Origin of the sequence: Legionella rowbothamii, assembly GCF_900639985.1 — a bacterium.
Classification (GTDB): Bacteria; Pseudomonadota; Gammaproteobacteria; order Legionellales; family Legionellaceae; genus Legionella; species Legionella rowbothamii.
The window spans coordinates 92,840-106,528 of record NZ_CAAAIM010000006.1; the positions used below are offsets into that span (position 1 = coordinate 92,840).

A 13,689-nucleotide genomic window follows, 5' to 3' on the forward strand; every position below is an offset into this window, starting at 1 on the left:
ATGTCCCTATTTATATAACGGAAAACTCTTTACCTACTGTTTCAAACGCAGCAATGGCTTTATCTAAATGGTGCAATTCATGCGCAGCAGACATTTGCGTACGAATACGGGCTAAACCTTTAGGAACCACTGGATAAGAAAAACCTACTACATAAATACCTAACTCCAGCAAGCGATTGGCCATACGTCCAGCCAAACTAGCATCCCCTAACATCACAGGAATAATTGCATGCTCACCCGGTATTAACTTAAAGCCTAATTTTGACATTCCTTCACGGAAGTACTTGCTGTTACGCTTTAATTTTTCTGATAAATGACTATCTTTCATTAAATTATCTAAAACCACACAAGAAGTATGTGCAATTACGGGTGCAAGGGTATTAGAAAATAAGTAAGGTCTGGAACGCTGACGCAACCAATTAACAATCGTTGCATTTGCGGAGGTATACCCGCCAGAAGCACCACCTAAAGCTTTGCCTAAGGTACCAGTAATAATATCGATGCGCTCACTAACGCCAAAATGCTCAGGCGTGCCACGACCTGTTTTCCCCATAAAACCAACAGCATGCGAATCATCCACCATCACCATCGCATCATATTTATCTGCTAATTCACAAATAGCGGGTAAGTTGGCAAGAATACCATCCATAGAAAACACACCATCGGTGGCAATCAAACGAAAACGCGCACCTTTAGCTGCAATTAGCTGCTCTTCTAAGGCTTTCATATCATTATTTGCATAACGATAACGTGCTGCTTTACATAATCGTATACCATCAATAATGCTGGCATGATTTAAGGCATCACTGATAATCGCATCTTCTTCGCCCAATAAGGTTTCAAAAAGGCCAGCATTCGCATCAAAGCAAGAAGAATATAATATAGTATCTTCCTTACCTAAAAACTGGCTAATTTTTTGTTCCAACTGTATGTGTGGTGTTTGAGTTCCGCAAATAAAGCGTACTGAAGCCATACCATAACCGTATTGCTCGAGTGCTTTTTGTCCTTCAGCGATTAATTGAGGATCATTTGCTAAACCTAAATAGTTGTTCGCACAAAGGTTAATCACTTCTTTGTGGTTTACGGTCACGTCAGCCTGTTGTTGACTATCAATGATACGCTCTGATTTGTAGAGTCCTTCACTTTTCAGCTGTTCTAATTCGCTTTGCAAAAAATCGCTAAATTGGTCAAGCACGGTTCTCTCCTATACATTAACTTAGAAACAACAGTTGCATCGCTCCTACTCAGCAAAGAATACATTTGCTTTTTCGAAGTGAGTTACGATAAATTTACGGATCATAACAAACTTTAACCACAGTCACCACGAAATTAAGGATTAGGACATTATTTCTTAGCACATAAGCTAATTTTTTGCTAAGATGGTCGCAGAGTTTTAACCCATTAAACACAATGAATATGGTAGAGCAAATGAGTTATCAACACGCACGCACGAACATGGTTAAACAACAGTTACGAACTGGTGATGTTTTAGAAGAGTCTATTCTGAGCTTATATGATTTAATCCCAAGACATGAATTCGTCCCTGAACAGTATACTCAGTTTGCCTATTCAGATATGCAAATTCCTCTAGGACATGGTCAGCGTATGCTTACCCCCTTAGAAGAAGGAATCATTCTACAGTCTTTAGAACTTAAAGGTACTGAAACGGTTTTAGAAGTTGGTACCGGTAGCGGTTTTTTTACTGCATTACTCAGCAAATTATGCAAACAAGTGATTAGTGTAGACTACTATTCTGAATTCACTGCGAATGCAGCACATAAATTAAAAGCACATAATTGTGAAAATGTAGAATTGATTACTGGCGATGCCTGCCAAGGTTGGTTAGAAAAAGCTCCTTACGATACGGTTATCTTTACTGGCGCTCTAGAAAAGCTAACAGAAACCCATATGTTACAAGTATTACCAGGCGGAAAATTATTTGCTATTGAAGGAAAAATGCCTGTAATGAAAGGTGTATTACACCAATTAGATCACCAAGGAAATTGGCAAAAATCAGTTATTTTGGAAACAGGAATTCCATCATTAATTGATAAGCTCAAGCCAAAAGAATTTACATTCTAGTCAAGAATTAGTACCGCCATTAAGTTTAGTTGTTATCTGCCATACCCACTAGTGTGGGTATGGAAACAATTCTTTACTCAATGGTAGTCGGTGATCAGAAACAATTATTCAACACAAAGCCGCAGGAAGACGGACTCTGTATTTTTAGGGTGAATCTTATAATGAAAAAGCTGCTGTTCTGCTCTCTCATAACCATGGGACTGTCTTCATTCGCTTACGCAACAGACTTAATGGATGTTTATCAACAGGCCCTTGCAAATGATCCGATTTTCAAGAATGCCTATGATACGTACATGGCCAATGCAGAAGCAGTTCCTCAGGCCCGAGCTGCATTGCTTCCTCAGCTGACCCTCGGCGGCCAGGGAAATCGTAATTATTTTGAATATAATTCTCCTGCTTTTGGCTCTACGGCTCAATATTATAATTCCGCAGTTTGGCAAGTAACTGCATCGCAAGCATTATTCAATTATGAATCATGGGCCAAAGTACGCCAAGCCAAAGCCTATGTTAAAGCAGCGCAAGCCACATTTAACGACTCCGCCCAAGATTTAATTTTGCGGACGGCAAAAGCCTATTTTGATGTGCTCTATGCGCAAGACACTTTAGAGTTTGCTGAGGCGAAAAAAAGAGCCAACAAACGCCAATACGAGCAAGCGCAACAACGTTTTCAAGTTGGTCTGGACGCAATTACCTCGGTTTATGAAGCTAAAGCGGCCTATGATCAATCTATAGCGACGGTTATTGCTTCTCGTAATAATAAAATAAACCAGTATGAAAATTTAAGAAAATTAACTAATCACGTTTATGAGGCATTAGCACCTCTGCGTGATGGTAAAATACCTCTGATAAAACCTGAGCCAAACAATGTGAATGTTTGGGTCGACACCGGTTTAAATCAAAATTATAAGTTATTTGCAGCAAAATATAATCTCGAAGTAGCACGAGAAAATGTAAAAGCACTTTCTGCAGGTAACTGGCCTACAATTGCGATTCAGGGAAATAGTACACAAACCTTTAACCAGGTTTCTAATACTGATAGCAACCCCCTGCTTCCCAAAAACCAGAAACAAGCAAATGTTGCCTTAGCTTTAAACTTCCCTGTTTTCCAAGGAGGATTGGTTCGTTCCCAAACCCGCCAGGCTCAGCATAATTTCCAGGGAAGTAGCGAGCAAATGGAACAAGCCTACCGCAACGTGGTTGTGAATAGCCGTATAGCTTTCAATACGATTATTGATGGGATTAGTAAAGTAAAAGCGGATAGACAAACAATTATCTCACAGCAAAATTCATTAGAAAGCACCGAAGCCCAATTTGAAGTAGGCACACGTACGATGGTTGATGTAGTAAACGCACAACAACGTCTGTTCGAAGCCCAACAGCAATTAGCCAATGATCAATACAACTTGATTAATTCTGTTTTGACTTTAAAATACTTTGCCGGTTCATTAAATGTTAATGATCTGCAACTCGTCAATTCATGGCTGGCAACGATGCGCGTTAACACTCATATCGCCAATAAGAAAAGCAAATAACAAGGTTTTATCATGTCCAATCCGTCTCAAGTTGAAAAAAAATTACTGCATTATACTGGAAAGGCTATTGCAGATTTTAATATGATCCAACGCGGTGATCGCGTAATGGTTTGTTTATCAGGAGGCAAGGATTCCTTTACGCTGTTAACTATTCTTGATCAACTACGCCGACGTTCAGGTAATAAGTTTGAACTGTTTTCATTTACTTTAGATCAAGCCCAACCAGGCTGGGATGATTCCACACTTCGTCAATGGCTCGCTGATCGTTCAATTAAACATGAAATTTTGACACGTGATACCTACAGTATTGTAAAGGAAAAGGTTCCCGAGGGAAAAACCTATTGTTCTTTATGCTCACGCCTGCGCCGCGGTATTATTTATCGTTATGCAGAAGAAAATGGCTATAATAAAATTGCATTGGGCCATCATCGTGATGATTTAATTCGTACGCTGCTGATGTCTATTTTATATAATGGCGACGTTCGCTCTATGCCACCTAAACTCCTAAGCGATAATAAAAAACATATCGTTATACGCCCATTAAGCTATGTACAAGAAAAAGATATTATTACCTTTGCTAATGAACAGGCTTTTCCCATCATCCCTTGTAATCTTTGCGGTTCACAAGAAAATTTAATGCGCAAAAAAGTGGCGCGTTTAATTGATCAACTTGCCGAGGAAAATCCCAAAGTTCCAAGTAATATTTTGCATGCACTGCAAAGTATTAAACCAAGCCAGCTCATGGATCAAAGTATGTGGAACTTTAAAAACTTAGAACATGAATTGATTACTGAAAATAGAAACGAGGCGGATGAACTTTTTTCTGCGGAAGAATTTGAAACATCCGAAGAATCTTAAGCGATATCCCCCTCATTTCCTTTAGCCTGGTTGCTACCTAATAGCACTTTACTTAGGTATACTGGGCTAACATGGTCTCTAGAAGAGAAAATTACCACGGCTCGACCGCGGTATCCAAACCTATGTTGGTTTCTCACTCCGTATTTATGGATACCATGGTCAAACTAAGGTAATTAGCATATTATTATGCCAACAAAAATATAAAGAAGTGGCCTTAGTTACTTACAGCCAGATTGTTGCCTTAATCTCTCGGACTTAATACACCAAAATCTAACAATATAATGTTAATGAAAATCTTGGTTACTCTAAACCTCTTCTCTCTTAACATAAACGTTACATAAATGTTACATTACTGTAACATATATGTTTCAATAGATTACACTTTAGTCTAAAATCACAAGGCTTATAAAATAAGTGGATTCAAGCGATATCTGATAAATAATTTTCAATATAGGATACTATTCATGCAAGCAGAAACGATGTTTGATGTACGTAAATTTCGAATCTACGGCAAACGCTATTTAAAGTTTGATCTGGTCGCAGGAATAGTCGTATTTCTCGTGGCAATCCCACTCTGCTTAGGAATCGCGCTCGCTTCCGGAGCTCCACTATTTTCAGGAATCATAAGTGGTATTATTGGAGGAATTGTTGTAGGCGTATTAAGTGGCTCACAAGTCAGCGTGAGTGGTCCCGCTGCCGGGATGGCCGCCGTCGTCGTTACAGCCATTGCCCAGATAGGAGACTTCAATTCATTCCTGTTAGCCTTAGTTCTTGCCGGTATGCTGCAAGTCATTATAGGTAGCCTAAGAGCGGGCTTTGTTGCTGATTATGTTCCTTCTAATGTGGTGCAGGGCTTACTTTGTGCAATCGGTATTTTATTAATTATCAAAGAATTACCACTAGCATTTACTCACTCAAGTGATTTTAATGAGCTTAAAACTCACTTAATGGAAACTACAGATGTCATTACCTTAAGCCCCCTGCTCGCCCTCTATAATCATCTTAATAACGGGGCAATGATTATTACACTATTTTCTTTAGTTATTTTAATTTACTTTGATCAAACCAAAAATAAAGTTCTGAAAGAAATCCCTGCTCCAATTATTGTAGTAATTCTGGGTGTGCTCTTAAATGAGCTCTATATGTGGGGTGACTCTGAGTTGATTCAAGATACACCACAATTGGTTAATATTCCCCATAGTGATAGTATCTCTGACTTTATTAGTAAATTAGTACATCCCAACTGGGCAGCATGGAGTAATGCAAAAGTCTATTTTTACGGGGTTATTATTGCTATTGTCGCGTCTCTTGAAACATTACTTAACTTTAAAGCAGGGGAACGGTTAGATAAACAAAAACGTCATGCCTCAACTAATCGGGAATTAGTAGCTCAAGGGGTTGGAAACCTGACCGCAGGCCTACTTGGTGGTATCCCGATTACTTCGGTTATCGTACGAACGTCTATTAACATCCAAGCCGGTTCAAGAACGAAAATGTCCATCATTTTACATGGGGTATTTATTCTTTTTGCCGTAATGTTAATTCCGGGAACACTTAACAAAATCCCGTTATCCTCTTTAGCAGCCATTCTTATATATACGGGATATAAATTAAATAAACCTGATATTTATCGTTCAATATATGCCCAAGGTGTCGATCGCTTTATTCCCTTTATCGCGACAGTGATTGGTATTATTGTATTTAATCTTTTGGTAGGTATTTTAATCGGTCTGGCCGTAAGCTTGTTTTTCATCTTGAAATCAAATAGCCAAGCACGTATTGATATTATTAAAGAGATTTATCCTAATGGAATAACCAGCCGACTGATACTACCACAGCAAGTAACGTTCTTAAATAAATCGACGTTAATTGCTGAACTTGACTCAATTCCCAATGGTTCCCAGTTAATTATTGATGCCCATTATACTCAGTATATTGATAAAGAAATTTCTGAACTACTGAAAGAGTTTAAAGAAGAACAAGCACCACTGAAGCAAATATCAACAAACCTCACGGGCTTCAAAGAACATTATAAGATCCATAATTACATTAATTTTATTAATGTCACTACTTATGACGTACAATCTCACCTGTCCCCCGCTCAAGTGCTTAATATTTTAAATGAGGGAAATAGTCGTTTTCTAGCCGATGAGCGCATTCATCGATTGACTCATCTTGATGTTCAACACACAGCAAAAGAACAGCATCCAATTGCTATTGTATTAGGTTGTATTGATTCACGCGTACCTGTAGAAACCATTTTTGATATGACTTTTGGGGATATTTTCTGTGTGCGTGTTGCCGGGAACGTGGTTAATGAGGATGTTTTGGCAAGTATCGAATACGCCTGTAATGTAGTTGGTGTTAAACTAATCGTTGTTTTAGGTCATACACGTTGCGGCGCGATTCAATCTGCGTGCAATGGAGTAGAGCAAGGATACATCACACAATTGTTGGCAAAAATAAAGCCCGCAATTAAAGCCGAAACAAAAACAACATCAAATCGGGATGGCCAGAATACTAATTTTGTGAAACATGTTACCGAGCTTAATGTTGCGAATACTCTGCAAAATATTTATGAACGTAGCCCAACACTACAAGACATGATTGAAAAGGATGATGTTGCGGTTGTTGGTGCCATTTATAATGTTAAAAGCGGTGAAGTACACTATAGTGACTATGCAAAAGAACTAGCGCAATTAGAGGGTGATAAGAATGCTCATTTAGCTTCTAAAATCGCTCAAGTACTAAAGGATGCTAACGTACACCATTAAAAGTATGCGGGGCTTTACGGCCCCGCATACTTTATCATTTAAGCAAAATTAGCTGTCAGCGAAACAGTAGTCTGATTACTGCTGTAAATACTTCCACGTTTAAAATATTGCTGCTCTACACGAAGCGAGTATTGCTTATAAGAGAGGTTCACTCCCCCACCAACTTTATAACCATTCTTATCTAAATTTAGTCCAGGAACAGGCCCTACAAACGCAATCGGTACACCCCGTTGGTTATTACTAAAGTTTGCTACTTGTAATAAGCCGCCATTAACAAAGGGTTGAATCATTGGCGTTGCTTGATAGCCTATCTCAGCATTTTCCAAAAGAAAGGTTGCATCAGTATGAAGTCTATCCACAAACTGAGTAGCGATGAAGTTTGCAAAATCAAGATTATAAGGTCGTTGATTTACTTCCGTATGCAATACACCAACGTTGGCATTAAGAATGAAATTATTCAACTGCTTGCTGTATAAAGCCGCACCACTAATGAACCAATTATTACCTCGATTATTACCAGCCGCATAATTAGTTCCCATACCTGGAAATTGCACGCTCGTACGAAAATGCCCCGTATTTTGTCCATAGCCTCCAGCAACATCAAAAAAGAAGGAAGGCTTAATATGTGTGAGGACATGTCCATAAATACTATTGTTGGTAATGGATTGGTCAGTCTTAGAAAAAGAAAAGCCCGGTAACAACAACTGGGAATTCAAGCTCGTATTGATCCAATAAGCAAAAAGTCCTGCTGAGAAATAATCATTCAACCTAACATTATTGCCACCAATACTATAAAAATTTGCATGCCCTTTATAACGATTAAACCCGCCTGTAAGAGTAGTCGAATTAAAATTAAAATCATTATAAGCATAAACGCCGTTTACACTATATCTGGACATATTAGGCGCTTGTACCTGCTGTTGGTTTGCGGTGGCAATGGACTGAGCCAACAACAGAGAGATAAATAACGCCGGCTTTTTCATCATAACTCCATTCATTCGTAATTCCTGTAATACTTTACCAATTAATTTTTAAAAAATACGCTAACTAACAACAAGGGCAAGCGCCTGAACCTACAATAGGTAGAATTGTCGTGGTCACAGTATGGGTTGCAGAATTAGTAATTGTCGCATTAACAACTTGGGTTAAGGTGCTAGGGTCAATAAAGTCGGGACTATTTCCAGCCTGGGAGGATGGGAGATCTACCCAACCATTTGCTGACCAATTAATTGGGCCGTAAGTAATTTGTTTGGTACTTGCATTATAAATAGCACTACTTTGTTGCTGGCCAGGACCTAGGGGATAACGATTATCAACAATCACTAATCCATCAGTAACCTGAATTGCAAATTTTTTACAAGTAGCGGTATTACAGAATATTGCTGCCCGATACTTTGTTCCTGCAATTGCTAAGGCCACTAGAGGAGTGCTTAAAAGAGATTTTTTTTTGGTATCTGATGTTGCAGTTGTCGATTCCAAACCACCTTTCGCTAAATAAGCAGAATTACCAACTGCCGCTGCTTTATGATAGGAAACTACAGAATAATCAGAGTTAGGTTGTAACGAAACTAAAGTTCCGTTGGAGTATTGAAGCTGAGCAAGTGCACCACTCCTCGTGCTAATCACATCTCCTTCAAAAAACTCAGCTCCGCGTGTTAATGTTCGTTGCTGATTATTTCGTTTAGCGACGACTTCTTTGCTAGTAAATAAAACCTTTCCTGCCGATTCTGAAAACGCCACGGCTTGATAGATAAATAAAAATACAAATAACCATTTTTTCATCGGTGTATCCTTCACACATTTTTTTACAAACGCATTATCATAGTACAGAGCGGCGCGGAAGGTAAGAGAATTTATAAAAAACTTTTTTATAAAAGGCTAGTAATATCAATAGAAATACATTATAAAATTTGCCTTTGAATTACATGTATTAAAATTTTAGATTTTTACAAGGATTGTCGATGCAGTACCCTAGAAAAAAAATATCTCAACCTGTGCCCTCTTTAGTTTTAACTAGCATATTAATCGCCACCACAGCAACTCCAATAAATTCAGTGTGGGCTTTCGGAGGTCCGTGGAAACCACGACAAACGTTAAATATCCAGGGTGGTCATGGCCTTCAAGATTATTACGATGCACTTCTTCCTATTTCTGGTGATGCCGAAAGAATGTTTTATATTAACGGAGCTTTTGCCGGTACTCATCATGTAACTGGAGGCGACCTCGGACTTGGTTATCGCCAAATAATACTCAACAATGAATATGTAATTGGTGGTTATGCCCTTATGGGACGCTATCAAACCAACTACCATAATATGTTTACTCAATTAACCTTGGGTACAGAACTCTTTGGGACGATATGGGAAGGACGGGCACATTTATACCAACCCACAAGCCGAAGAAATAAATTTGTGAGCACTCGTTCAGGGGGATTTAGTTTTCAGGGACATAAATTATTAGGTATTCAAACGACAACTTATGAGCACGCAGAAGGAGGAGCTGATGTCGAAGTTGGACGAGTAGTTCCGTGGATCCCTAAATTACGAGGTTTTGCAGGATACTATCGTAATGGTATAGCCAATGATCGTAAGAATATTAATGGCGGATATGGGCGTTTTGAATATCGCTATAACAACCATTTTACCTTTACCCTGAGTGATGCCTACGATAGATATCAAGGTAACTTCTTTGCCGTTGGGGTAAGAATGAGTATCGGCAGCCCCGAGGGTACGGTGCCTTTAACGGCAGAACAACGCATGACGGATTACTCAGTAAGACGTCGTGATGTATTTACTTATACCAGTAACTACAGTGTACCCTTTACTTCCGTAGAAAACTTTTATTTTGTTGCGGGCCAATCAACTTCCGGCAACGGAACCTTTGAAACGCCCTATGGAACGATTCAAGAAGCAATAACCGCTGCGAATTCAGGTGGAAACACCAACAACTATGTCTATGTATGCAATTGCAGTAACACATCTAGCTATACTTATGATTTAGGTGGGCAATTAAACATAGGACCGAATACCAAGCTCATTGGCTCAGGTGGAAGCTTTTCTTACAATAATATAACCGTACCCTCTTTATGTGGAAATGCAAGACCTACTTTAGTTGGTAGCCTCTATCTTCCAGGAAATAATGAGCTAACTAACTTCAATATTACCGGAACTGGAACTACTCAAAATGCGGGTGTAATCGTTTCAGGACAGAATGTTACCCTGAGTAACCTCAGTATTTACAGTTATACAGGACCTAATGGGGCTAATGGAACTAATGGGGCAAACGGTGATTTTGGTTCGGATGGGGCTAATGGAACATCAGGAAATAATGGAACTAATGCCTATGGTATTTTCATCAGCAACTCATCTAATGTGTTGATTAGCAACGTTACTGTAACTGATATTAATGGCGGTAATGGTGGACTTGGTGGTAATGGCGGTAATGCCGGCCCGAACAGTGGTAACGCTACTAATGGCGGATTTGGTGCTGATGGTGGTAGTGGCGGTGACGCTTGGGGTATTTCTATTAATAACAGCAGCTTAGTTACTCTAAACCAAGTTGCAATTTCTAACCTACTGGGCGGCAATGGTAATTCAGGTGGCTCTGGTGGATACGGTTTGTCTAGTGACATATTCTCAGCTGGTAATGGTGGTGGTTCAGGTAATGGTGGAAATGGTGGAACTGCTGGAGGATTATCACTAAATTCCGGTGCTTCTATTTCCATCAATGCGTTAAACATCAGCGGAAACCTTACGGGGGGTAATGCAGGAGTAGGTGGTACAGGTGGTGCAGGCAGTGTAGGTACTGAACCCTTCTTCCCCACTTCCATTAGTGGTATGGGAGGTAATGGCGGTAATGGAGGTAATGGGGGTAATGGGGGAAGTGCTGTAGGTATTTCAATCATTGATACCTCCTCCATATCAGCTTCTGGAGTCACTTTAAGTGGGTCTTATAGTGCAGGTGCGGCCGCCGCTGGCGGTAATGGAGGCGCAGGTGGCGACGGAGGTGATGCTCCCCTCTCAGGTACAGCCGGTGGTAATGGTGGTGATGGTGGTGCTGCAGGTAACGGTGGTAATGGTGGTAATGCTTATGGTATAGAATCTAATAGCGGAACCATTAATGCAACCTTTGAGGAAACACTTACAGCAACATCTGGGGCGAGTGCGGGTACGGTTGGTGCCGGAGGTGCAGCAGGTACAGGTAATGGAGCACCCAACGGTCAACCAGGTGCATCAGGCGCAGTGGGACAGAATGGAGCTGATGGTACAGCAAGTAATACTGCACCCTAATCGTTCAAAACACCGAAAATGATATGAGCTAATTTAAAAATGACAGCATAAAAATTGTTTTCGGTGTTTTGACCACAGACTTAATAATTGACATATTGTTTAATTATTGAATAAAATACACCAAATTTATTCTTTGAGCTATTTATATGGAAGATTATTTAAGCCTTGGCGAGTTCCCAACTTTTCTTGAACATTATTATCCTGAAGATTATTTAACAAGCATTCGCCTATTCTGTTTTTTCCTTGAACAAAATTACGGTTATGAATTTGAAGAACGGTTCGATACAGAAACTCTGTTATCCGAGAATCCACAGATTGTTTCTGAGCTATTAAGCGAACAAGACGCTTTTTTATTATTAAATAAGATAGAGCTCTTTATAGGCGCTGACAAATGCCAATTGGTAGCATCTCGTTATACCCCAAATTCATATCGTGTATTAATTGACTATGATCTTCTTGCTTATCATGCTAATTTAAAAAACATTCGGGAGTATATTAATTCTCACCAATCAACAAACAAGCCACGTTATTGCATCTTCCAACGAGCCTCCTCTGAATCTCAAGAGCAAACAAAAGTCCCAAGCCTTCGTGTTATTATTCTTAAGCGTCTGGCACAAAACGGATTTATATCTCTATCTCCAGAGGAATATGATGAGTTACTAGACAGGATAAACGAACTCGATAATTTCTATATTGTAACAGAAATAGAGCTATTAGCTGAATTATCTGATGCCCTAAAGAACCGCAGAATAACCTGGCAACGTATCATTAAAGAATGGCAGTTTACTATTCCCGTCCTTCTCCAATTGGCTGAGAAACAGGTTGATTTACAAGAGACTCTGCTAAAAGAATTAGGCGATAATACATTTGTCCAGTTAGTTGCACAATGTAATTCTAAATCAGTGTTTATCCAATTTATAAAACAAGCATTCCATAGTGATGAATGCAGAGATCATCTACTTATTGATCTCAACAAATACCCTCATAGGTATGTCAATATAGCACAAGGTCATCCACCAATCTTACTTGAGCTTATTGAGCTAGCGTTAACCAATGAGGAAGTAGCAACATTATTGCAATCAAGTATTCTATCAACAGAAGAACCACCCGCTGAGAACTATTCACCCAACGAAGAATCATTTAAACGCGAGATGTATAAATTACTCACCATGAATTTATTTGGCGCCCCCTTTGGTGAGGGAAATATTAATCCATGGTCCGTACTAATAGGTAATGCCCGCTTTAATCCAATAGAGAGAAAATTTCTTGAGCATATGCTTTGCCATCCAGTTCAACTTGCAGGCACTGAATATTATGACTCCGTATACTATCAAAATGGATTATTAGCTCTACTCACCGAATCAGGCTATCACGAAAGTCTTTCAACCCTTTTTGAACTTGCGACACGACATCGTGAATTGCACATTAGCCTGGTACAAGCACTTCTCGTTACAAACACGACTAAAAATGTTTTACACGAACTAAGTGTTCACGCGCCCGATTATTTATCTGCTTTCTTAGCTTTGGCACAGTCTAGCCCTGCTTTGCAAGATGCTTTAGCTATTATTCTAGACACAGAAAAAAGTTACTATTTGCCTGCCATTGCAGAGATGCATGAAGAGAATAACGAAGTACAAAGTGATGATAATATGAGTTGGGATTCTTATTGCTCCTATGCTTCCCCGAATTACTACGGCACTGTGATGGATCTTGCTAGAGGAAGAGTTTATAGCGGGACCCGATCCAATGGGGGGTATGAAGCTCTACCTTCTTTGTCTTTGTTAGCAAAAGCCGAACCGCAGCAACTTTTTAAACTCATTAAAATGACGGATACCAGCCTCAAAATGAGAAGTGTATTTACTGAAATTATTGCATCACCTGCCTGGAAGGAAATTACTGCCAACTTATCAGAACAAGCAAAATTGTCATTGCATCAACTTGCGATGCAATCATCCCAAACGGGTTACTCCTCCTCGTTCTTTAATAATACAGGAATAAATATCATTTGGAATTTGATTACAGAAACGATGAAAGAACAGAGTTTCGAAAGCGCTCCCAGTTCCTCACTCAACTAAAGATAGGAAAAGAACGCCCGATTTACCATGGCTTGATCACGGTCTCCAGAGTTATCTTGCAACCTCACTCCGACTTATG

The 13,689-nt window shown here is 39.5% G+C and carries 9 protein-coding genes; 6 read left to right on the forward strand and 3 right to left on the reverse strand.

The window, feature by feature from the left end; all coding sequences use genetic code 11:
• Positions 1–10: 10 nt before the first annotated feature.
• On the reverse strand, positions 11–1,195 hold the full coding sequence (locus E1P08_RS11205) for a glycine C-acetyltransferase (protein WP_133137115.1): 1,185 nt from the start codon (positions 1,193–1,195) through the stop codon (positions 11–13).
• Between the two features lie 233 nt (positions 1,196–1,428).
• Between E1P08_RS11205 and E1P08_RS11210 the strand changes: the two genes are divergently transcribed.
• The 4 genes from E1P08_RS11210 to E1P08_RS11225 all read left to right on the forward strand — a co-directional run bounded on the left by E1P08_RS11210 (position 1,429) and on the right by E1P08_RS11225 (position 7,246).
• On the forward strand, positions 1,429–2,082 hold the full coding sequence (locus E1P08_RS11210; RefSeq protein WP_133137116.1) for a protein-L-isoaspartate O-methyltransferase family protein: 654 nt from the start codon (positions 1,429–1,431) through the stop codon (positions 2,080–2,082).
• Between the two features lie 161 nt (positions 2,083–2,243).
• On the forward strand, positions 2,244–3,614 hold the full coding sequence (locus tag E1P08_RS11215) for a TolC family outer membrane protein (RefSeq protein WP_133137117.1): 1,371 nt from the start codon (positions 2,244–2,246) through the stop codon (positions 3,612–3,614).
• Positions 3,615–3,626: 12 nt separating this feature from the next.
• The gene (gene ttcA, locus E1P08_RS11220) at positions 3,627–4,472 is read left to right on the forward strand and encodes a tRNA 2-thiocytidine(32) synthetase TtcA (RefSeq protein ID WP_165485159.1); all 846 of its coding nucleotides are present in this window, start codon (positions 3,627–3,629) and stop codon (positions 4,470–4,472) included.
• 464 nt (positions 4,473–4,936) lie between these two features.
• Complete coding sequence (locus E1P08_RS11225) at positions 4,937–7,246, forward strand: SulP family inorganic anion transporter (protein WP_133137119.1); 2,310 nt, start codon at positions 4,937–4,939, stop codon at positions 7,244–7,246.
• 38 nt (positions 7,247–7,284) lie between these two features.
• Here the strand turns inward: E1P08_RS11225 and E1P08_RS11230 are convergent, their stop codons facing one another.
• Together E1P08_RS11230 and E1P08_RS11235 are read right to left on the reverse strand one after the other, a co-directional pair.
• Positions 7,285–8,244, reverse strand: a complete 960-nt coding sequence (locus E1P08_RS11230) for an autotransporter outer membrane beta-barrel domain-containing protein (RefSeq protein ID WP_133137120.1) — start codon at positions 8,242–8,244, stop codon at positions 7,285–7,287.
• A gap of 49 nt (positions 8,245–8,293) precedes the next feature.
• The gene (locus E1P08_RS11235; RefSeq protein WP_133137121.1) at positions 8,294–9,028 is read right to left on the reverse strand and encodes a FecR family protein; all 735 of its coding nucleotides are present in this window, start codon (positions 9,026–9,028) and stop codon (positions 8,294–8,296) included.
• Between the two features lie 179 nt (positions 9,029–9,207).
• Here E1P08_RS11235 and E1P08_RS11240 point away from each other — a divergent pair, with 179 nt between their 5' ends.
• Together E1P08_RS11240 and E1P08_RS11245 are read left to right on the forward strand one after the other, a co-directional pair.
• Positions 9,208–11,535, forward strand: a complete 2,328-nt coding sequence (locus E1P08_RS11240) for an inverse autotransporter beta domain-containing protein (RefSeq protein WP_133137122.1) — start codon at positions 9,208–9,210, stop codon at positions 11,533–11,535.
• A 146-nt stretch (positions 11,536–11,681) separates the two neighbouring features.
• Entirely contained in the window at positions 11,682–13,610 is a 1,929-nt protein-coding gene (locus tag E1P08_RS11245; protein ID WP_133137123.1) for a hypothetical protein, read from the forward strand.
• The last annotated feature ends 79 nt before the right edge of the window (positions 13,611–13,689 follow it).

Coding starts and splice junctions, on each gene's coding strand:
- ttcA (WP_165485159.1), top strand. CDS start 3,627: ATGTCCAATCCGTCTCAAGTTGAAAAAAAATTACTGCATTATACTGGA.
- E1P08_RS11230 (WP_133137120.1), bottom strand. CDS start 8,244: ATGAATGGAGTTATGATGAAAAAGCCGGCGTTATTTATCTCTCTGTTG.
- E1P08_RS11215 (WP_133137117.1), top strand. CDS start 2,244: ATGAAAAAGCTGCTGTTCTGCTCTCTCATAACCATGGGACTGTCTTCA.
- E1P08_RS11240 (WP_133137122.1), top strand. CDS start 9,208: ATGCAGTACCCTAGAAAAAAAATATCTCAACCTGTGCCCTCTTTAGTT.
- E1P08_RS11210 (WP_133137116.1), top strand. CDS start 1,429: ATGAGTTATCAACACGCACGCACGAACATGGTTAAACAACAGTTACGA.
- E1P08_RS11235 (WP_133137121.1), bottom strand. CDS start 9,028: ATGAAAAAATGGTTATTTGTATTTTTATTTATCTATCAAGCCGTGGCG.
- E1P08_RS11245 (WP_133137123.1), top strand. CDS start 11,682: ATGGAAGATTATTTAAGCCTTGGCGAGTTCCCAACTTTTCTTGAACAT.
- E1P08_RS11225 (WP_133137119.1), top strand. CDS start 4,937: ATGCAAGCAGAAACGATGTTTGATGTACGTAAATTTCGAATCTACGGC.